At 54.8% G+C, this 18,972-nt stretch carries 22 protein-coding genes and 1 tRNA gene; 8 read left to right on the forward strand and 15 right to left on the reverse strand.

Features of this window, described 5'->3' with window-relative positions:
• Window positions 1-26 precede the first annotated feature (26 nt).
• From MT343_RS18900 to MT343_RS18930, 7 genes are all read right to left on the reverse strand, one after another.
• Entirely contained in the window at window positions 27-848 is an 822-nt protein-coding gene (locus MT343_RS18900; protein WP_145467547.1) for a hypothetical protein, read from the reverse strand.
• 2 nt (window positions 849-850) lie between these two features.
• Window positions 851-2,146, reverse strand: a complete 1,296-nt coding sequence (locus MT343_RS18905) for a dicarboxylate/amino acid:cation symporter (RefSeq protein ID WP_145467545.1) — start codon at window positions 2,144-2,146, stop codon at window positions 851-853.
• Between the two features lie 83 nt (window positions 2,147-2,229).
• Window positions 2,230-2,601, reverse strand: a complete 372-nt coding sequence (locus MT343_RS18910) for an SCP2 sterol-binding domain-containing protein (protein ID WP_145467543.1) — start codon at window positions 2,599-2,601, stop codon at window positions 2,230-2,232.
• 35 nt (window positions 2,602-2,636) lie between these two features.
• Window positions 2,637-3,221 carry a DUF1415 domain-containing protein gene (locus MT343_RS18915; RefSeq protein WP_145467541.1) on the reverse strand — a complete coding sequence of 195 codons (585 nt, stop codon included), beginning with the start codon at window positions 3,219-3,221 and terminating at the stop codon, window positions 2,637-2,639.
• Window positions 3,218-3,490: an HU family DNA-binding protein gene (locus MT343_RS18920; protein WP_145467539.1), complete on the reverse strand. Its 273-nt coding sequence runs from the start codon at window positions 3,488-3,490 to the stop codon at window positions 3,218-3,220. The genes MT343_RS18915 and MT343_RS18920 overlap by 4 nt, the downstream gene beginning before the upstream one ends.
• Before the next feature lie 94 nt (window positions 3,491-3,584).
• Window positions 3,585-4,742: an FAD-dependent oxidoreductase gene (locus MT343_RS18925; protein WP_145467537.1), complete on the reverse strand. Its 1,158-nt coding sequence runs from the start codon at window positions 4,740-4,742 to the stop codon at window positions 3,585-3,587.
• Between the two features lie 79 nt (window positions 4,743-4,821).
• On the reverse strand, window positions 4,822-4,986 hold the full coding sequence (locus MT343_RS18930) for a rubredoxin (RefSeq protein ID WP_145467535.1): 165 nt from the start codon (window positions 4,984-4,986) through the stop codon (window positions 4,822-4,824).
• A 209-nt stretch (window positions 4,987-5,195) separates the two neighbouring features.
• Between MT343_RS18930 and MT343_RS18935 the strand changes: the two genes are divergently transcribed.
• The 4 genes from MT343_RS18935 (at window position 5,196) to phoR (MT343_RS18950) (ending at window position 8,957) form a co-directional block, all read left to right on the forward strand.
• Window positions 5,196-5,762 carry a chorismate--pyruvate lyase family protein gene (locus tag MT343_RS18935; protein ID WP_186435828.1) on the forward strand — a complete coding sequence of 189 codons (567 nt, stop codon included), beginning with the start codon at window positions 5,196-5,198 and terminating at the stop codon, window positions 5,760-5,762.
• Between the two features lie 36 nt (window positions 5,763-5,798).
• Window positions 5,799-6,698, forward strand: a complete 900-nt coding sequence (gene ubiA, locus MT343_RS18940) for a 4-hydroxybenzoate octaprenyltransferase (protein ID WP_145467532.1) — start codon at window positions 5,799-5,801, stop codon at window positions 6,696-6,698.
• 145 nt (window positions 6,699-6,843) lie between these two features.
• Complete coding sequence (phoB, locus tag MT343_RS18945; RefSeq protein ID WP_145467530.1) at window positions 6,844-7,542, forward strand: phosphate regulon transcriptional regulator PhoB; 699 nt, start codon at window positions 6,844-6,846, stop codon at window positions 7,540-7,542.
• A 5-nt stretch (window positions 7,543-7,547) separates the two neighbouring features.
• On the forward strand, window positions 7,548-8,957 hold the full coding sequence (gene phoR, locus MT343_RS18950; RefSeq protein ID WP_145467528.1) for a phosphate regulon sensor histidine kinase PhoR: 1,410 nt from the start codon (window positions 7,548-7,550) through the stop codon (window positions 8,955-8,957).
• Here the strand turns inward: phoR (MT343_RS18950) and MT343_RS18955 are convergent.
• Both MT343_RS18955 and cysZ read right to left on the reverse strand, forming a co-directional pair.
• Window positions 8,894-9,832 carry a response regulator gene (locus tag MT343_RS18955; RefSeq protein WP_145467526.1) on the reverse strand — a complete coding sequence of 313 codons (939 nt, stop codon included), beginning with the start codon at window positions 9,830-9,832 and terminating at the stop codon, window positions 8,894-8,896. The two genes, phoR (MT343_RS18950) and MT343_RS18955, sit on opposite strands and share 64 nt — an antisense overlap.
• On the reverse strand, window positions 9,804-10,607 hold the full coding sequence (gene cysZ, locus MT343_RS18960) for a sulfate transporter CysZ (RefSeq protein ID WP_145467524.1): 804 nt from the start codon (window positions 10,605-10,607) through the stop codon (window positions 9,804-9,806). Before cysZ ends, MT343_RS18955 begins: the two co-directional genes overlap by 29 nt.
• 118 nt (window positions 10,608-10,725) lie before the next feature.
• On the opposite strand from cysZ, the gene trmH reads away from it, so the two are divergent.
• Window positions 10,726-11,409 (forward strand): tRNA (guanosine(18)-2'-O)-methyltransferase TrmH, encoded by a 684-nt coding sequence (gene trmH, locus MT343_RS18965; protein ID WP_186435827.1) that lies wholly within the window; start codon window positions 10,726-10,728, stop codon window positions 11,407-11,409.
• Here the strand turns inward: trmH and MT343_RS18970 are convergent.
• Window positions 11,373-12,188, reverse strand: coding sequence for a hypothetical protein (locus MT343_RS18970; protein WP_145467520.1), 816 nt, complete (start codon window positions 12,186-12,188; stop codon window positions 11,373-11,375). The genes trmH and MT343_RS18970 overlap by 37 nt on opposite strands.
• 531 nt (window positions 12,189-12,719) lie before the next feature.
• Complete coding sequence (locus MT343_RS18975; RefSeq protein ID WP_145467519.1) at window positions 12,720-13,040, reverse strand: DUF3392 family protein; 321 nt, start codon at window positions 13,038-13,040, stop codon at window positions 12,720-12,722.
• A gap of 193 nt (window positions 13,041-13,233) precedes the next feature.
• On the opposite strand from MT343_RS18975, the gene MT343_RS18980 reads away from it, so the two are divergent.
• Entirely contained in the window at window positions 13,234-13,704 is a 471-nt protein-coding gene (locus tag MT343_RS18980) for a hypothetical protein (RefSeq protein ID WP_145467517.1), read from the forward strand.
• Window positions 13,705-13,762: 58 nt separating this feature from the next.
• Here MT343_RS18980 and MT343_RS18985 read toward each other — a convergent pair.
• A tRNA-Thr gene (locus tag MT343_RS18985) sits at window positions 13,763-13,838 on the reverse strand.
• A 266-nt stretch (window positions 13,839-14,104) separates the two neighbouring features.
• On the opposite strand from MT343_RS18985, the gene phoB (MT343_RS18990) reads away from it, so the two are divergent.
• Both phoB (MT343_RS18990) and phoR (MT343_RS18995) read left to right on the forward strand, forming a co-directional pair.
• Window positions 14,105-14,809, forward strand: coding sequence for a phosphate regulon transcriptional regulator PhoB (phoB, locus tag MT343_RS18990; protein WP_145467515.1), 705 nt, complete (start codon window positions 14,105-14,107; stop codon window positions 14,807-14,809).
• 10 nt (window positions 14,810-14,819) lie between these two features.
• Window positions 14,820-16,100 (forward strand): phosphate regulon sensor histidine kinase PhoR, encoded by a 1,281-nt coding sequence (phoR, locus tag MT343_RS18995; RefSeq protein WP_145467513.1) that lies wholly within the window; start codon window positions 14,820-14,822, stop codon window positions 16,098-16,100.
• An 84-nt stretch (window positions 16,101-16,184) separates the two neighbouring features.
• Here the strand turns inward: phoR (MT343_RS18995) and MT343_RS19000 are convergent, their stop codons facing one another.
• The 3 genes from MT343_RS19000 to pstB form a co-directional block, all read right to left on the reverse strand.
• Window positions 16,185-17,117, reverse strand: a complete 933-nt coding sequence (locus tag MT343_RS19000) for a porin (protein WP_145467511.1) — start codon at window positions 17,115-17,117, stop codon at window positions 16,185-16,187.
• A gap of 303 nt (window positions 17,118-17,420) precedes the next feature.
• Window positions 17,421-18,134: a phosphate signaling complex protein PhoU gene (gene phoU, locus MT343_RS19005; protein ID WP_145467509.1), complete on the reverse strand. Its 714-nt coding sequence runs from the start codon at window positions 18,132-18,134 to the stop codon at window positions 17,421-17,423.
• A 12-nt stretch (window positions 18,135-18,146) separates the two neighbouring features.
• Window positions 18,147-18,950 carry a phosphate ABC transporter ATP-binding protein PstB gene (pstB, locus tag MT343_RS19010; RefSeq protein ID WP_145467507.1) on the reverse strand — a complete coding sequence of 268 codons (804 nt, stop codon included), beginning with the start codon at window positions 18,948-18,950 and terminating at the stop codon, window positions 18,147-18,149.
• Between the last annotated feature and the right edge of the window lie 22 nt (window positions 18,951-18,972).

Genomic DNA, 18,972 nt, shown 5'->3' on the forward strand with positions numbered 1-18,972 from the left:
GGCTTTTTTTTGCTCAGAAACAGGCGTTACCCAGCCTGCCCGCTCAGGCTTTGTTTCACACCCGCCAGCCATTGCTGCAGTACCGGTTCACGGTAGGCCTGAGCCAGTCGCTGCAGTTCGTCATTCGGGGTGGTGCGGTGAACGTAGAGCAGAAACTCCGTCACGTCGCGCTGCAGACCGGCCTGCCAGTTTTCCGGTGGCTGCCAGTCGCGCAGCACCGCCTGCAGTTGCGGATACACACTGCTGCGGGTAACGCTGAGCAAGGCCGAGAACTGCATGGCTTCGTCCAGCTGTTTAATCAGCGCGACCCGCGCAGGTGCTGGCGGCTGCTGACGCAGACGGCTGATGTAGTCCTGATAGTTACGGCTGTTCTGATCGGCAATGGCACTGAGTTCTTTGTTGCGCGCATTCTGCAGACGACGGCTGTTCAGGGTGCTCTGTAATAACTCGCGCTGCTGATCATCAAGAGAGGCCAGTGCACTGGCCAGGGTATTCTGCAGAGCGTCCGGCGCCCACAGCGGCGTCAGCCGGTCGACCACATCGTACTGAAAACCGAGCGGAGCCTGGGTTTCATTCAGAACCTGCTGTGCCAGATTACGTGCCTGCTCCCCCAGTCCCTGCAGACCGGAAGCGCCGATAATGGCTTCGAGCTGTTGCTGCGCCTGCTCGGCGGCCTGTTGCCTTGCCAGCTCCTCAGCACTCAGCTGAACATCCGCTTCAGCATTGTTTGTCACCGGCATGGAGATGGCACTAATTCCCTGCGCGGCATTAATTCCGCCCTGCTCCGCACTGATTGCCGGCATCGCTATCGTGCTGGCCAGCAGCACTGCCAGCATAGAACCCTGCATCTTCAATTCTGTTCTCCCGCTTTGGGGTTGTTGTAAGTGTCATGGTCAAGCGCCCCTTCACTGCGCGCCACCACCACCGAAACCATAGCATCGCCGGTAACATTCACGGCGGTGCGCATCATATCGAGAATCCGGTCAACGCCGATAATCAGCGCGATCCCTTCAACCGGTAATTGTACCTGTTCCAGCACCAGCGCCAGAGTAACAAGGCCAACCCCCGGCACACCGGCGGTACCGATTGAGGCCAGCATGGCGGTCAGTACCACCAACAGATACTGGCTCAGAGTCAGATCAAAGCCATAGGCCTGGGCAATAAAGGCTGTCGCCACGCCCTGCATAATCGCCGTGCCATCCATATTGATGGTTGCCCCCAGCGGGACGGAAAACGCCGCCACACGATTCTGAACCCCGAGACGCTGCTCAACCGCACGCAGGGTAACGGGCACCGTGGCCGTACTGGAAGCGGTGCTGAAAGCAAATAACTGCACATTGCGCATTTTACGCAGAAAAACTCTCGGTGACAGGCCAGACAGGCCTTTCAGCAATAAGGGGTAAACCACAAAGCCATGCAATAACAACACGCTGGTGACGGTCAGCATATAGAGTGCCAGATCACCGACCTTACCAATCCCCTGTTCGGCAAACAGGGTAAACAGCAAACAGAACACACCGTAGGGCGCGAAGCTCATCAGCAGCGTAACCAGCTTCATCAGCACTTCGTTCCAGTCGTTGAAATGGCTGCCAATGCGCTCGCCGTATTCACCGGCACGGCCAATGGCCACACCGATCAGCAAGGCGAAGACAATCACCTGCAGCATGGTACCTTCGGCCATCGCCTGCACCGGATTGCTGGGGAAAATATTGGCCAGCACGTCGATCAGCGCCATCGGCTGCGGCGGCACATAATCGCCCCCGGTGCTCTTATCAACACCGGCACCGGGCTGCCACCAGCCAGCCAGCAGCAGCGCCAGCGAAATCGCCAGACCGGTGGTCGCCAGATAGAGCACGATGGTTTTCAGACTCAGACGACCGAGAGAACCCTGATCACGCAGATGGCAGACACCACAGACCAGCGATACAAACACCAGCGGCACCACCAGCACTTTCAGGCTGGCAATAAAGATTTTGCCGCCCAGCAGAAACAGCCCATGGGTAAGAAAATCATCAAGGAAATAGTGCAGATACCCCTGCCACACAGGGTCACTCAGCAGGTCAGGAATCAGCAGCAAACGCTGGGTCAGACTGCCCAGCAGAATGGCAGCGGTCATGGCTATCAGAATCTGACGAGTAAGGCTCATACGGATATCCTATTGGCCGGGCCGCCGCGACCGGAGCCGGACGGTAAAGCAAAACCGCGGACGGTGCCGCGGTTTTTATGTTGTTATTTTTTTTTCGGTTTCAGGTATTTGCTCACACCCTGGAACCACATGACCAGTGACAGATCACCGGCAATTTTAATGTCTTTATCCTGAATGCCTTTCATAAAAGCATTTTTGTCTTTCGACGTCAGGATACGCAGACCAGTATCAGCGTTTTTAAAGCTGATGGTAAAGGCCGGATTTTTATGCGCCTTACGCTTGCTGCGTACGCTGTTGTCGGCAACGACATAGTGACGGACGATACCGCCATCTTCGGTCTGCAGCTGAAACGCAAAATCTTTGCCTTCCAGTTGCTTACGGAAATCAGGATTTTTACGCGCCGCTTTTTTCATCAGCAGGCCCAGAGCCCACAGCAGCAGTTGGAACTTGATCATGACACGTCCTCGGAATGGTAGAGAAAAAGAGTCTCTCAGGATTCCGCATGTTCGGTGATGTCGCCTGCATCCTGAAAGAGGCGCGATTGTGCCAGAGCCGGCATACATTGCAAAAGACCTTCTTTGCCTAAGCGGCGCATATGCTGGCGATTACGCTCAGGAATACGTTCCGGACGGCTGACACTGGCCAGCGCCTGCTCGATATCCGCCTCGCGGATAATATGCAGCATCGGGTAGGGGGAGCGGTTGGTAAAGTGGCTCATATCGTCTTCATCCTCACCTTCAAACAGGTAATGCGGATGAAAACTGGCCAGTTGCAGTACGCCTTCATAACCCATCTGAGCCAGCAGATTGTCGCAGATCAGCAGCCAGTTCCAATACAGGTCAAAGTCGTCAAAGCAGGAAGGTACAACGAATAACGCAGTGGGTAATTGCGCCGCATCGGCCTCGGCAACCTCACGCAGCAGTTCCATAAACTGCAGGGTGGCCTGCTCCGGGTCGGAGCTGTCACAGACATCGATACGCAGAGAATCAAAAACAGGAGCGGCAAAGGGGCAGAGCCCCTCGCCGATAACCAGCTGCTTAACCCATTCCCGGGTCAGCAGCTTTGCAGTGCTTATTGCACGGCCTCTTTCAGACCTTTACCAGGCTTGAATGCCGGTACTTTGGCTGCAGCGATGGTGATTGGAGCACCAGTCTGAGGGTTTTTACCCTGACGTTCAGCGCGCTGACGCACTTCGAAAGTACCGAAACCGATCAGGCTGACAGAGTCGCCTTCACTCAACGCTTTAGCAATCTGATCGGTGATCACGGTGATCACTTCTGCTGCTTTTTCTTTGCTCAGATCTGCTTTTTCAGCGATGGCCGCGGCCAGTTCTGGTTTACGCATGGATGATTATCCTTATTGGGCTGTAGTGGTCCCCGATTCCCCGGGGAGAACGTTATCCCCTGCCAATAGCAGGGGAGCGTGAAGTAACGAGAGGTCAGGGCAGAATAGCCGGCAGCTCTTTGTTGAGTGCTACTTTATTCATAACCCTGGCTCCGGTCAAAGCATAGCCGAGCAATTCGCCGTTTTCGTTGCGGAACTCGGCCTGAACGTCGGCTCCGTCACACTCTGTCTGCCACATGCCGGAAACGCCCGGTGCCGGTGGCGAAACCACCACAGGTACAACCGGTGTTTTCACCGTGACCGGCATCACGCCATAGCTCACATCCGTTGCTTCGCCGGCCAGGGTTTTGGCCAGCGCGCGGGCGGATGCCATCAGCGGCAGTACATACAGCAGTACACGGCCTTCGACCTCGGCACAGTCGCCCAGCGCGTAGATATCCGCTTCGCTGGTCTGCAGCTGACGGTTAACCACGATACCGTGATTCACCTGCAGGCCGGCTTTAATCGCCAGATCCAGACGCGGACGCAGACCAATAGCAGACACCACAACGTCGGTTTTCAGTGTCTCGCCATTGCTCAGGGTCGCACTCAGCTCATCGCCATCGTGCACGATACGGCTGACCAGCGGGCCAAGATGGAAACGTACACCCATGCCTTCCAGCCCCTGCTGAACGGCATTGGCGGCTTCCGTTGGCAACAGTGACGGCAGCAGCTGCTCACACGGCGCCACCACGTCGATATCAAAACCACCGTTAGCCATATCGTTGGCGTATTCACAGCCAATCAGGCCGGCACCCATGATCAATACCCGCTTTTTGCCATCGGCAGCGGCACGGAAACGGGCGTAATCTTCGAGGTCATTGATGGAGTAAATACGATCACCGGCATCACCTTCCACCCGCGGACGGATCACTTCCGCCCCCCAGGCCAGCACCAGCTTGCTGTATTCAACCGGCTCTTCGCCGATAAACACTTTATGTGCCGCCGCATCGATATGGGTTACGCGGGTATTGGTGCGGATAACAATATTCAGCTGTTCGGCCATCGCCGCGGCACTGGCCATCGCCAGTTCATCGGCGGTTTTGTTCTTGCCAAAGCCTGTGGATAACATCGGTTTGGAGTAATTACGCCCGTCGTCGGCGGTAATCATCAGAATATTCTGCTGCGGCGCCAGCTTACGCAGTTCTTTGACCAGGTTATAACCGGCCAGCCCGGTTCCGATCACTACAATCGGGGCAGTATTCTCATTCATAGACTTTTATCCGGATGGAGACAGGTGAGAAAAGGACAGGAAGTGCGGAGGCACTTCCCGGATATTGAGCGGGGAGGTATCAGATTTCTACCATCTCGAAGTCTTCTTTACCCACACCGCAATCAGGACAAATAAAGTCTGCGGGTACGTCTTCCCAGCGGGTTCCCGGTGCCAGACCTTCTTCCGGAGCGCCCAGCTCTTCATCATAAATCCAGCCGCAAACAACACATTGCCACTTTTTCATACTATTACCTTAAAAAATACCGATTTTCAGAAAGGCGCTAAAACTACTCAGCCGCCGGGGGAAAATCAACGGTCAATTCCGGGCATTTGCCAGCTGCGCTTGGCCAGCCAGGCCCGCCCGGACTTGCCTGACGCCCCGATTTAGCGCATCCTGCGCGCCTGAAATGATCCCCGGTTTACCGGATGTCTGCGTCTCCACCGAGCCCGTTCATGAAGGCATTGTCCTCCCTGCATACGCCGGCGATTCCGTCTCTGGCACCTGTGCTGCATCCATCTGCTCCGTCCTGGTCCAGCCGTAACCGGCGCCGTGCGTTCTCCCTGCCGCCCGTCTGGCGCGACTGGTTGCTGAACGAACAATCGCTGACAGCGCGCCTCAGCGCCCTGCGCCCGGGCACCTTCAATGTACAGGTGCTGGCGCAGTATTACGGCGAACCGACCACGGTCGAGCGTCAGGCCCTGAAACTGTATGGCAATCAGCGGTTATGGATCAGGGAAGTGATTTTGCATCTCGGCGATGTGCCTCTGGTGTACGCCCGCACGGCGGTTCCCCTGAGCACCCTGACCGGCAGCGAACGGCGCCTGCAGGCACTGGGCTCACGCTCACTGGGCAGTTATCTGTTCAGCCAGCCGTCGCTGCGCCGCACGCCACTGCAGGTCAGCCACTGCAAAGCCAATGCACTGGGGTTAGAATGGTCACGGCGTTCGGTATTTACCCTGCACGGTAAGCCACTCATGGTGTCGGAAGCGTTTTCCCGGCGCCTGACCGAATTTCTCTGAAGGGCAGACCGGCCCCCGGCAAGAAGAAGAACTGTTATGTCCGCATTAACCCAACTGCTTGATCGTCACTGGCCGTCCCGCTGGGCACGCTGGCAGGACTGGATTGCCATTACCCGTCTCGACCGCCCTATCGGTTCTTACCTGCTGCTCGGACCAACGCTGTGGGCTTTATGGATTGCCGCGGCTGGCGTACCCGACCTGAATCTGTTGCTGATTTTCACCGCCGGTGTGTTTCTGATGCGCTCCGCTGGCTGCATCATCAATGACTTTGCCGACCGCAAGGTCGACGGCCATGTTAAACGCACCGCTGACCGGCCGCTGGCCACCGGCCGCATGACCAGCAAACAGGCGCTGACCGGCTTCGCAGTACTGGTGCTGCTGGCCTTCCTGCTGGTGCTGCTGACCAATACCTTCACCATTATGCTGTCGTTTGCCGCCCTTGGGCTGGCGTCGCTCTACCCTTTTATGAAGCGTTACACCCACCTGCCGCAGGTGTTTCTTGGTGCCGCTTATTCCTGCGCCATTCCGATGGCCTTCGCCGCGCAGAGCAACGAAATTCCGGCCGTTGCCTGGCTGCTGTATATCGCCAACCTGTGCTGGACCGTGGCTTACGACACTATGTATGCCATGGTCGACCGCGATGACGACCTGAAGATCGGCATCAAATCCACCGCGGTGCTGTTCGCCGAACTGGATCTGGCAATGATCGGTCTGCTTCAGGGTATAACGCTGTTCTGCCTGCTGGCTGCGGGTAACCAGCTGGCGCTGAGCCGGCCGTTTTATGTTGGTCTGCTGTGCGGCGCGCTCTTCTTTGCTTCGCAGTTATGGCAGATCCGCTCACGCGGCCGCGAAGTCTGTTTTGCGGCTTTCCGCCAGAGTTACTGGTTTGGTCTGATTATCTGGGCCGGCCTCGCAGGCCATTACCTGCTCGCCTGAAGCGCGTTCTCCGAGCACCTCCGCACAGAATGTGCAGAAAGTTCCGCCAATCGGTCGTTACTGAGTCAGTTGTCACATCCCTGTAACATTGCACCAGTGTAATACCAGCGCAATACGGGATTGTGACACTTGCGTGACGACAACTATGACTAAAGCAGGCAAGACGGTATTAATCGTCGATGATGAAGCGCCAATCCGCGAGATGATCGCGGTCGCCCTGGAAATGGCAGGCTACGAGTGTATGGAAGCCGCCAGCGTTCAGGAGGCCCATGCTCATATCGTCGATAATAAACCAGATATGATTTTGCTCGACTGGATGCTGCCCGGCACCAGCGGCGTGGAGTTTGCGCGCCGTCTGAAACGGGATGATCTGACCGCCGAGCTGCCAATTATTATGCTCACCGCCAAAGGCGAAGAAGACAACAAAGTACAGGGGCTGGAAGCCGGTGCGGATGATTACATCACCAAACCCTTTTCCCCGCGTGAACTGGTTGCACGCCTGAAAGCCGTGCTGCGCCGCGCCACACCACAGGGTATTGAAGAGCCTATCGACGTCGGTGGCCTGATGCTGGACCCGGTCTGCCACCGCGTGACCTCACACAGCAGCCCGATTGATATCGGCCCAACCGAATACCGTCTGCTGCAGTTCTTTATGACCCATCAGGAGCGTGCCTATTCACGCGCTCAGCTGCTGGATCAGGTGTGGGGAGGCAATGTGTATGTCGAGGAGCGTACTGTTGATGTACATATCCGCCGCCTGCGCAAAGCATTGGGAGAAACCCACGAGCATCTGATTCAGACCGTTCGCGGCACCGGCTACCGCTTCTCGACCAAAGCGTCCTGAAACCGATGAGCCCGGTCTGGCGCAGGGAATTGCGCCGCCTGTGCTATCTGCTGCTGCTCGCACTGAGTATCGGCTTCAGCTTTCACCAGCCTGGTACAGCGCTAGCACTGGCACTGGCTGGTTATACCGCCTGGCAATGGCTGCAACTGTCGCGCCTGCAGCACTGGTTGCAACAGGGCCAGAGCACACCGCTGCCACGCACCGTCGGCGTCTGGGGCGCGGTTTTCAGCGAAACCCAGAGGCTGCAACAACGCAGCAGCAAGCATCAGCAGAAACTGCAGGCCATTATCAACCGCATTCAGGATTCCACTGCCGCCCTGCAGGATGCCGTCCTGATGGTCGACAGCCACGGCAATCTGGAATGGTGGAATCATGCCGCCAGCAAATTTCTCGGACTGCGGGCGCCGGTCGATGTCGGCCAGCCCATTACCAACCTGATCCGCAACCCGGCTTTTAACGACTACTTTAATCACGGCGAGTATGACGAGCCGCTGGAGATAAAGTCACCGGTTAACAGCCGCATTCATCTGCAATTCAACATTACCCAGTTTGGCCGTAAAGACCGGCTGCTGGTCGTACATGACATTACCCGTCTGAAGCAACTGGAGCAGATGCGCAAAGACTTTGTTGCCAACGTCAGCCACGAATTACGTACGCCACTGACCGTGGTATCCGGTTACGTCGAAACCATGGCCAGTGTCAGCGATCAGCTGCCGCCACGCTGGGGACGTATGCTGGCGCAGATGAGCGAGCAGAGCGCGCGTATGGAAGCGTTAATCAAAGATCTTCTGATGCTGTCACGGCTGGAAACCACCCAGCAGGAACAGCCACAGGCGGTGGCGATTGAGCCACTGCTGGCCAGCATTGCCGCTGATGCCCGGGCATTGAGTCATGAGCGCGGCCACGACATCCGTCTCAGCATCGACTGCCCGGCACAACTACTGGGCTACGCCGACGAACTGCGCAGCGCTTTCTCTAATCTGGTGTTCAACGCGGTAAAATACACGCCGGATGGCGGCAAAGTGGAGTTAAGCTGGTACTGCAACGATGACGGCGCTTTTTTTGCGGTGCGCGATAATGGCAGCGGCATTGAGGCGCATCATTTACCACGCCTGACCGAACGTTTTTATCGCGCGGACCCAAGCCGCAACAAAGCCACCGGCGGTACCGGACTGGGCCTGGCCATCGTCAAACATGTGCTGTTACGCCATGAAGGGGAGTTGCTGATCGAAAGCGAACCGGGCAAAGGCAGCTGTTTTACCTGCCATTTCAAACCGCAGAAGCTGGTTGGCTGTATGCCTGAACATAAAAAAGCGGGCACCGAAGTAAACCCAGTGGAAGCGCTGACTGCTCAGCGCACCTTAGCGATAAAACGTGACAGCGTTGCCAGCTTTTCCGGGTCGTCATCAACGTAGCGGATCAGCATCTGAATGGTCTGAGCATCAGGGTGGGGTTCCTGCGCCTGCATCATGCGTACATAACCGTTAATACGGGCAACATCGCCGCTGTCCTGATCAACAATATCCAGCACGACCTGCTCCAGCAAAGCCGGTAACGGCCCTTCGCGACGGAAGACGCCGATCAGCTCCTGCAGGCTGATATCTTTAATCACCAGCTTGGCGCTGCCACCCGAGCCAAAACGTACACTGGCCAGACCGCGGGCCTTGGCGGCACTTTTGCGGGCTGGAGCGGCCTGCTCACCCATTAATACGGATGCGCCGCCCAGGTCAGCAGCAGCAACGGTTTTCGGTTCAGCCATGGCTTTAGGCGTTGCGCCCATCAGCACGGATGCGCCGCCCAGATCTCCGCCGGCCACCTTGGCTGCTCCGCCAACGCTGGCAGCACCCAGCACATCAGCAGAACCATTGCCGGCAGCCGTTTTACTCTCGCCCTGATTGGGGCGGATTTTCAGATGTTTGTAGACCAGTTTGGCCAGCTTACCGACGAAATTTTCGCGCGTGAAAGGCTTGCCGATATATTCCGAGACGCCCGCCTCCACTGCTTTCAGCACGTGATCGCGTTCGCCGCGGCTGGTGATCATCATAAAAGGGACTTTTTTGTAGCGCTCATCGGCGCGCATCCACTGCAGAACCTCAATGCCGGAAACTTCCGGCATTTCCCAGTCGCACAACACCAGATTGATGCTCTTGCCGTTCATGATGCTGATGGCCTTACGGCCATCGACAGCTTCATGTAATTCACAGCCCGGGTAAGTGTCACGGACTGCTTTTTTTACCAGATCGCGGATAAATGCTGCGTCATCAACGACCAGAATGTTCAGTGCTGCCATCGGCTAACCTTTGCCTGTGGGTATCCCCTTCAGCATAGCCGAATCCGCCGACATTGCCCGGCTGCCCCAACCGCTCAAGACGCAGACGGGTTGCACCGATCACCGCCGCCGGCATAACAAACCAGTTCACCAGCGGAATCATCATCAGAAAGGCCACCACCGCGCCAAAACTCAGCACGGTGAGGTTGTCGCCAGCCATAGCTTTACGCATCTCGGCAAAACTGCGGCCATGATTATCAAAGGAATAATCGATGTACTGCAGCGCCACCACCCAGCTGCCGAACCAGAACCACAGTAACGGGCTGGCCAGATTCAGGCCGGGAATAAAACTCAGCACCAGCAACAGCAGGTAACGCGGCAACAGATAACCAAGCTTGGTCAGCTCGCGGCCAAAGGTGCGGCGGATCATCTTCAGCACAGGCTCTTCCGGCAGCACGATACCCGCACGGCGTTCGACCTGTTCGCTCAGCAAACCATTAAGGGGACTGCCCAGCGTGACCAGCAGGGTACTGAAGAAATACGCCATCACCAGCAGCATGGTCAGCAGTGCCAGTGGCATCAGTAACCAGTACAACCATTCCAGCCAGCCCGGCAGCCAGGCCACCAGGGATTCAATCCAGCTATTCAGCTTGCTTCCGCCCCACCAGCTGGCAGCACTCATCACAACAATATTCAGCAGTAATGGCAAAGCAACAAAGCGGCGCAGGCCCGGTTCGCGTAACGAGAGGAAGCCCTGCCATAAGTAATGCCAGCCAAGAAATGGGTTGCCGTTCATAGATAGCTCCGTGCATCAATCCGGGCGCTTTTATACAATGCATCCCTTTGAATAACCACCCAACAACCCGTGCTGCTGACAGTTAAAAGCGGCCAATCTGAACCGGAGAACCGTGCCCGTGACGCCGCAACGTCTGGAGAGAATTCATCAAACCCTGAGCCTGCGCCAACCCGATTTAACCGTACTGACCGACGAAGTGCATAAAGACCGCAACCTGTCGGCCATCGTCCGTACCTGCGATGCCTTTGCTGTGCCCGAAGTCCACTGTGTCTGGCCCGGAGATCAGTACCGCCTGCGCCGCAACCAGACCGCCGGAGCGGGCACCTGGGTCGATGTACAAACCCACCCTTCTATTGATACCGCCATAGAACACCTGCAGGAGCAGGGCTTTACCGTCTGCGCCGCCCACTTCAGCGACCGCGCAGTCGACTTCCGCGATTATGATTTCACCCGCCCAACCGCACTGATGCTCGGTAATGAGAAAGAAGGTATCAGTGCCCAGGCCGCCGAACTGGCCGACGAGCATCTGATCATCCCGATGCAGGGCATGGTGCAATCCTTTAACGTATCGGTTGCTGCAGCGATCATTCTCAGTGAGGCCCAGCGCCAGCGTGAGGCCGCCGGGTTGTTTGACGAAAACCGCCTGGATGAAGAAACCTACCAGCGCTTACTGTTTGAATGGTGCCAGCCCACCATTACCAAACTCTGCCACAAATATAAGCTGCCTTACCCGGAGCTGGGAGAGGACGGAGAACTGGTGGACCCTCAGGGATTTTCTGCTCTGATCAACGGCCGCAGCTGATATTCCCAGCTCAGGTCACGGCTATTGAACCGCATCTGCGCCAAAGGAATGCGCTGATAGCGGAAATCCTGCTGCCAGAACTGCAACAGGCCCTGCTCAAAGCGGCGCGGAATCTGTGCACCCAGCAAAACCACGCGCAGCGCTTTCGGTGGCAGCCGCAGCAGCCACTGGCGCTGCTGACCAACCTGAATGGACTTATCCACAGTCTCGCGCGCGCAGATCAGGCGCTGCTCTGCCAGAGCCGCCTGACCAACCGGGTCACAGCACAGACTATCGGGCAGCCGTGACGCTCTTGATGTCTGGTAACTGACGGGCTGAAACTGCGCATCCGGCCACTGTTGGGGATCAATCCCTAACCAGATACCGTGAAAACCACCCGTCTGCTGCCAGGCTAACGGACAATAGGGGTCGCTGAAAAAACGTTGCAGCAACCAGTCCTCAGGCTTGCCGATATCCTCTTCTGCCCGCGCTTTACGCTGTGCAACCAATGCTGCTTCTATATCTGCACGCTTGCTCTCCGCCTGACGCAGAAAATCATCGCGGCTGATCAGGCTGCGCAGGTTATCCGGCAGGCGTTCGTATTCGGCATGCATATGTGTCAGATAATCTTCCGCAGCAATGCGTAGCGGAGCTGCCTGAGCAGGAGGCGGCAATAACCAGGGCAGTCCACTGGCGGTTGCCGGTAATAATGGAATAAATCCACGCTTCAGCAGTGGAATGGCCTCTTCTCCTAAAGGCAGATATACCAATTCCGGCGGCAGACTGAGGGTATTACTCATAAAAACGCATGACTCCTGAAGAACCGTCGACAGATAAACGCCACCCCCCTTGTGCGATATATCTCACAAGACAGTGCGACATCTGGGTAAAAAGCACTGGATGTGACGGAAGAAACGACACAGAAAAAATGTAAGGTATTGATTTATAATAACTTTTTAAAAACACGCTATCTCTGATTAACCACAGTATAGAAAACCTGGGCTATCCCAGAAGGTCGATTCTGCTATCTTTAATTCCACAAGGACGAACGCACTGCCGGGATGGCAGTGATCAGGAAGATAGCGCTAAGGATTGCAGTCACGGATAGATAGTCGGCGAAGGATCGCTGGTCAGGGATGAGCAACCGCGAAGGATAGCGGCAAGGATGAACGAAGACTAGGACGCCAGGATGGCGCTAGGGTGCTGTGGCGGTCAGGACAGGATGTCCTGACCGCCCGATTTTTTTGGGGCACGCGAAATTTTTGCTGTACCCACTTCACTCCCTCAATCCCCGGCAACAGCCCAATCGCAGACTTCTTCTGCATTATTAGTCAGCGGCTGTGATAACGCTCTGCCAGTAAACCAACACCGACAAAAGCCCCCACTACCACACTCAGAAACATCCCCGATGACAGCGTGCGTAAATAGCTGTCGATTACGGGCGTCAGCCACACCGACAAGGCACCATAGCCAAACGTACACAACGCGATAAAGACCCCGACACGCACCCAGATAGGATGTGGACGCACTAGCCGGCGTACCAGATCGTTAATCGTATCGCCAAAAATAACCAACAGGGTTGCTACCAGCGCCAGCGCTATATCATCGGTATGTGGCCGGACATGGCTGGCGAGGGTCTGAATCAGGGTCATGCAGGTTCTCCGTCAGGTGAATAAATCTGTCCGCTGAAAGCAAAGCAGACAGGCATCACATTAGTCCGAAAGAACAGCCTGTTCCATTTCTGTTACGAATAAAAACTGAACGTTAACTAAACAGCGTGGTGTTCCATCACCGCTGTGCCATTCTGGAGATGTGCAGTAAAGGACATAATAAGGAACTGCGGACATGAATGAACTTCCTCACCGCCTGGGACAGCTGCTGTTGCAGCAGCAGAGTATTACAGAAGAGCAATTACAACAGGCGTTGAGCTATCAGGTGCAGAACCCCTGTCAGCTCGGGCAGGCATTGATTCAGCTGGGGTTTATCGATGAGCGTGCCCTTCGAGGCGTGTTGCGCCGCCAGCGCTGGCTTAAGCCTTGTGCAGCCTGCTTTGCCCTTATCGCTCCCTTCTCAATGACCTGGGCGGATGAAGACAAAGAAGCCGCTTTCAGCAGTGACTGGCTGGAAGCCAGCCACTGGGATCTGGTTGATGATGAGCGTGTAACAGAACATTCGTCATCGGTTGACCTGATGAAGTTTGTTGCGCTGACCGCCTGGGATATTTATCAGGGCGAACCAGTGCCCGGCGAAGTGCGTTATAACGTCAGCCAGACCAACAATAAAGGCTACAGCCTGGAATTATCGATGCGTTTCTGAATACCACCACGCCCGAAAAGCATAAAAAAAGCCCGTCCAATGGACGGGCTTTTTAATTTGGTGCCGGCACCAAGAGTCGAACTCGGGACCTACTGATTACAAGTCAGTTGCTCTACCGACTGAGCTATACCGGCTAAGTGGGCGGGGATATTACTGACCTGCCTCTGCCCCGTCAACCGCTTTTTTGGCTAAGCCTATGAAAATTATCGCTTTATCGTGTTTTCAGTCAAAACAGCTATATTCCGGCCACAATCCGACGGATTAACACGCCTGATGGGCGGTTTGCTCTGTGCATTGGCAGACATAACCGCCTGCCCGGCCGATTAAATTTAGGGTGAACAGTGCTTAATAAAACTGTCACAATCAGCATCGGAAATTTGCCGTAGAATCGAGGACCCTTATGAGCGGTGGCTATATTCTCGTTGTCGATGACGAGCCTGCAATTTGCGATATGATCCGAACCTGCCTTGAACTCGCAGGCTTCCGTGTGAAGCTATCTGCCAATGGCCATCTGGCCCATCAGATGATCGTCAATGAACGTCCGGATCTGGTAATCGCCGACTGGATGATGCCAATGCTTTCTGGAATTGAGCTGACCCGCCGTCTGAAGCGTGATGAGCTTACCGCCGATATCCCGGTCATTATGCTGACTGCCCGGGCCGACGAAGACGACCGTATCAGCGGCCTCGACAGTGGCGCCGATGACTATATTCTCAAGCCGTTCTCCACCCGTGAGCTGATAGCCCGAATCCGCGCCGTACTACGCCGCACCAATGCGCTGATTGATGACGTGCCGGTGAAGGCCGGTAAGCTCAGCCTTGACCGTTCTTCCCAGAACGCCAGTATCAGCGGTCAGCCTGTTACTCTTGGCCCGCTGGAATTCCGTTTGCTGGAATTTTTCATGCTCCACCCCAATCGCGTATACTCCCGCGCCCAATTGCTGGACCGGGTCTGGGGCGGCAATGTCTACATTGATGACCGCACGGTGGATGTGCATATCCGGCGTCTGCGTAAAGCGTTATCGATCGATGATCAGGAACAGATGATTCAGACCGTACGCGGTGCCGGTTACCGTTTTTCTCCGTCCGATGAAGTAAAGAGCTAAGGGGAAGTGTGTGCAGCAGGTTGCCTGGCAACGTGAGTTTTTCCGCATTCTGGTCGTGGTTGGACTGGGTTTTGCGCTTGGCTGGTCATCGGGCCATGCCATCTGGGGGCTTATCCTCGGCCTGTTAACAGCCCAGGTTATGGCCTTCCGCGCGATGGCCAGCCTGTACCGCTGGAGTTACCGCCAGGGTCCACCACCACAGGACAGCGGCCTGATTGGTTACAGTGTGGATAAACTGATCCGCCGCGAAAAGAACCTGAAAAACAAACTGGCACAGCAGGCCGTGCAACTGCAGCGTTATAATCAGGGCATTGAATCCCTGCATGATGGTGTTGTGATCATCGGTCAGGAAGGCTATATCACCAACTTCAACGGTTCGGCTTCCCGCCTGCTCGGTCTGCGCAAAGAAGACAGCGGCCAGCACATCACCAACTTAATCCGTAATCCACGTTTCACCCGTTATTTTAACGAAGGCGATTACAGCTCCTCTCTGCAGTTTGATGTCAGTCATCGTAAGCAATTCAGCCTGCAGATTCAGATCACCCAGTTTGGCCTCGACCAGAAAGTCATGCTGGTGAAAGACATCACCGAGCGTAAGCGGGTGGAAACCATGCGGCAGAATTTTATTGCCGACGTCTCGCACGAGCTGCGCACTCCCTTAACCGTCATTAATGGTTATCTGGAAATGCTCGGTGATATGGAGTTACCGCCCAGCCTGCAAAAAGCTATCTCGCAGATGAATGGCCAGGGTCAGCGTATGAAGAGTCTGGTCAACGACCTGATTGAGCTGTCCAAGCTGGAAAGCGCCAATACAGAACAGCTGGGTGACTGGTTTAACCTGCAGCAGCTGGGCTACTCGGTGGTTGACCAACTGCAGGCTTACAGCGAAAACCGCATCGTCTTTAAATGCACGCAGCAGATTGAGATTCAGGGCTTCAGTGATGAAATGAGTTCGATACTGACCAACCTGCTGACCAATGCCATTAAATACGGCGGCGAAGGCAAAATTGAATTTGCCATCCGTTCAGGCTTCGACGGCGTAAAAGTCAGTATCAGCGACAATGGCCCCGGCATCCCGGCACAGCATATCAGCCGGCTGACCGAACGCTTTTATCGTGTTGACGATTCGCGTGAATCCACCGTCGGTGGTTCCGGTCTGGGACTGGCCATCGTTAAACACGCGCTGGAGCATCACGATACCGTGCTGGATATCGAATCAACGCTGGGTAAAGGCAGCACGTTCAGTTTTATTATTTCTTCCGACCGCAGCCGGGTTGTGGAAAAAGACTGAGTATTTAACGCCTTAACGCAGAAACAAAAAAGCGCCTTAAAGGCGCTTTTTTGTTTCTGCTTTCGGCATCAATACATGCCGCTATCAGAATTTGTATTCCAGGCCCGCACCGTAGTACTGAGCATTTACGCTTTCGTCATCAGACTCTTCGCTGGTTGCATAAACAAAGGTCTTGGCATTTTTAGCCAGCTTGTAATCAGCACCCAGACTGTAGCTTACGCCACCTTCTTTCTTAATATCAGACGCGCCGTACTGAGCTTTTACAGTAACTGCAGAGGTTGCCTTGAATGCCGCAGAGGCCATCCAGCCTTCTTCAGAGTTGCCATCGGTGTCCAGAGTTTCCCACAGCGCGCCCAGCTGCACCGCGCCCACTTTGTACTGACCAACCACACGCTGAGCGTCAACTTTCTCACCGTTTACTTCGTTGTCATAGGCATAGGCTACGTAAATATCGCCACGGGTATAGGCCAGAGACGCTGACAGGCCGTTGTTTGTGTCTTCATCTTCGGAGTTCAGATGATCGACGGTTGCAACCAGACCGGCAAAAGACGGGGAGGTATACTGCACACTGTTCTTTGAGCGGTTTTCGCTTTTAGAAATGATGTTTTTAATATCACCCTGCAGATCGTTAAACAGATCCACTTTGTTCTGTGCATTTTTAAACGGTGTATCAAACATACCGGCCTGCACACGGCCAAAACCACCTTCGATACCGATAAAGGTATTACGCTGACTGAAAGTCTGACCAGCGGCTTTTTCACCATCATCCTGGAAGGTTTCATACTCAGCCTGGTAGATCCCTTTCAGGCCATGCTCCAGAGCAATCTTACCTTTCACACCCAGGCGGGATGCATTGGAGTTCAGCTGGGAAAAGTTACCGCTATTTTCCGGCTGCACAAATTCCTGAGTGACGTTGATCTTGCCGTAGAATTCCGGCTTTTCAATTTCAAGATTAATGGTTTCAGCCTGAACCAGAACCGGAGAGGCGATAGCGAGAGATAAGGCGATTTTTTTCATAATGAGTCCTGAATAATGTCGTGCAGTGTTATGGCCCATTACCGGTAAGTGCCGTATCAGGCAACAGGCTGGCCGATAGGTGACAATTCTGTTTCAGTTACATTACAGAATTATGACATCGACAACATTTATTGCAGCCAGATGACAATCCCGTGAACGTTTTATGAATATACCTCCCGGCTATCTGTCTAAGTTAAGCCCAGATACGCCACTTTGCTTTATTCCGCTGCGTACAATCCTGACTTGTATCCACAAAAAAGCCCGCACTGAGGCGGGCTTTGGTATTCAGTCAGCGTACAAAAATCACTCTTTGTTGGCTTGCTCTTCTATTTCAGTCAGTGAGCTGTGGCGAACGTCGGTTCCTTTCACCAGATAAATCACCTGCTCCGAAATGTTACGGGCGTGATCACCAATACGTTCGATAGCACGCAGAATCCACAGGATATTGATCGCCTGACCGATAGAGCGCGGATCTTCCATCATATAAGTGATCAGTTCACGCAGGGCCGAAGCGTACTGCTGGTCGACCAGTTTATCGTTGCGCACAACGTCAATGGCGCCATCCACATCGTGACGGGCGAAAGCATCCAGTGCACCGGAAATCATTTTCACAACTTCAGCGCCCATATAACGCATCGCCTGCTGACACAGCTGGTTGCTGCTGTTATCGGCAACTTCCAGAGTGTGAATGGCAATCTTGCTGGCTTCGTCACCAATACGCTCAAGATCGCGCACAACGCGGGATACTGCCAGTACCATGCGCAGGTCAGAAGCAGCCGGCTGGCGACGCACCAGAATCTGCGTGCACTCGTGGTCGATGTTCACTTCCATCTTATCCACTTCGTCTTCACGGCGGATAACATCATCGGCCACACGGGTATCACCGCTGCAGATTGCTTCGATGGCGTTGGCTACCTGACGCTCGACCAGACCACCCATACCCATCATATGGTTGCGGATCGCTTCCAGATCAGCGTTGAACTGTCCGGAAATATGCTGGTTAAAATTCATTTCCATTGTCGCGTCCCCTTACCCGAAACGGCCGGTGATATAGGCTTCTGTTAATGTGTGCTGAGGCGTCGTAAACACCTGATCGGTCGGGTTTACTTCAATCAGCTGACCAAGGTGGAAATACGCCGTACGCTGTGACACCCGCGCAGCCTGCTGCATAGAGTGGGTTACGATGGCGATGGTGTAATTCTCACGCAGTTCGTCGATCAGTTCTTCAATCTTAGCCGTTGCAATCGGATCCAGCGCTGAACAGGGTTCATCCATCAGAATCACTTCCGGATCGACCGCAATAGTGCGGGCGATACACAGACGCTGCTGCTGACCACCGGACAAACCTGTGCCGGGTGAGTGCAGACGATCTTTTACTTCATTCCATAAGCCGGCACGCTGCAGACTTTTTTCCACAATCTCATCCAGATCAACACGCGAATGCGCCAGGCCATGAATACGTGGGCCGTAAGCAACGTTGTCATAAATCGACTTAGGAAATGGGTTTGGCTTCTGGAACACCATACCAACCCGCGCACGTAAAGGCACGACATCCACTTTCGGATCGTAAATATTTTCACCGTCGAGCAGGATTTCACCACTGATACGGCAGATATCGATGGTGTCATTCATGCGGTTCAGACAACGCAGGAACGTCGATTTACCGCAACCGGACGGGCCGATCAGGGCAATCACTTCGTTGGCACCGATATCCAGGCTGACATCAAAAATGGCCTGTTTTTCACCGTAAAAAACGCCAACATCACGGGCCTTTAATTTCGGATTTTCACAAAAAGCGGCGCCATTGGTTTTGTGGTTTTCGATGATGCTCATAATCTATTTAATCCAATCAAAT

The organism is Venatorbacter sp. C2-1, from assembly GCF_022832715.1.
Classification (GTDB): domain Bacteria; phylum Pseudomonadota; class Gammaproteobacteria; order Pseudomonadales; family Oceanobacteraceae; genus Venatoribacter; species Venatoribacter alkanivorans.

Bases quoted from the DNA above. Each gene is read 5' to 3' on its own strand.
- MT343_RS18900 (WP_145467547.1), bottom strand. From the start codon at position 848: ATGCAGGGTTCTATGCTGGCAGTGCTGCTGGCCAGCACGATAGCGATG.
- MT343_RS18905 (WP_145467545.1), bottom strand. From the start codon at position 2,146: ATGAGCCTTACTCGTCAGATTCTGATAGCCATGACCGCTGCCATTCTG.
- MT343_RS18910 (WP_145467543.1), bottom strand. From the start codon at position 2,601: ATGATCAAGTTCCAACTGCTGCTGTGGGCTCTGGGCCTGCTGATGAAA.
- MT343_RS18920 (WP_145467539.1), bottom strand. From the start codon at position 3,490: ATGCGTAAACCAGAACTGGCCGCGGCCATCGCTGAAAAAGCAGATCTG.
- MT343_RS18925 (WP_145467537.1), bottom strand. From the start codon at position 4,742: ATGAATGAGAATACTGCCCCGATTGTAGTGATCGGAACCGGGCTGGCC.
- MT343_RS18930 (WP_145467535.1), bottom strand. From the start codon at position 4,986: ATGAAAAAGTGGCAATGTGTTGTTTGCGGCTGGATTTATGATGAAGAG.
- MT343_RS18935 (WP_186435828.1), top strand. From the start codon at position 5,196: ATGAAGGCATTGTCCTCCCTGCATACGCCGGCGATTCCGTCTCTGGCA.
- ubiA (WP_145467532.1), top strand. From the start codon at position 5,799: ATGTCCGCATTAACCCAACTGCTTGATCGTCACTGGCCGTCCCGCTGG.
- phoB (WP_145467530.1), top strand. From the start codon at position 6,844: ATGACTAAAGCAGGCAAGACGGTATTAATCGTCGATGATGAAGCGCCA.
- phoR (WP_145467528.1), top strand. From the start codon at position 7,548: ATGAGCCCGGTCTGGCGCAGGGAATTGCGCCGCCTGTGCTATCTGCTG.
- MT343_RS18955 (WP_145467526.1), bottom strand. From the start codon at position 9,832: ATGGCAGCACTGAACATTCTGGTCGTTGATGACGCAGCATTTATCCGC.
- cysZ (WP_145467524.1), bottom strand. From the start codon at position 10,607: ATGAACGGCAACCCATTTCTTGGCTGGCATTACTTATGGCAGGGCTTC.
- MT343_RS18970 (WP_145467520.1), bottom strand. From the start codon at position 12,188: ATGAGTAATACCCTCAGTCTGCCGCCGGAATTGGTATATCTGCCTTTA.
- MT343_RS18975 (WP_145467519.1), bottom strand. From the start codon at position 13,040: ATGACCCTGATTCAGACCCTCGCCAGCCATGTCCGGCCACATACCGAT.
- MT343_RS18980 (WP_145467517.1), top strand. From the start codon at position 13,234: ATGAATGAACTTCCTCACCGCCTGGGACAGCTGCTGTTGCAGCAGCAG.
- phoB (WP_145467515.1), top strand. From the start codon at position 14,105: ATGAGCGGTGGCTATATTCTCGTTGTCGATGACGAGCCTGCAATTTGC.
- MT343_RS19000 (WP_145467511.1), bottom strand. From the start codon at position 17,117: ATGAAAAAAATCGCCTTATCTCTCGCTATCGCCTCTCCGGTTCTGGTT.
- phoU (WP_145467509.1), bottom strand. From the start codon at position 18,134: ATGGAAATGAATTTTAACCAGCATATTTCCGGACAGTTCAACGCTGAT.
- pstB (WP_145467507.1), bottom strand. From the start codon at position 18,950: ATGAGCATCATCGAAAACCACAAAACCAATGGCGCCGCTTTTTGTGAA.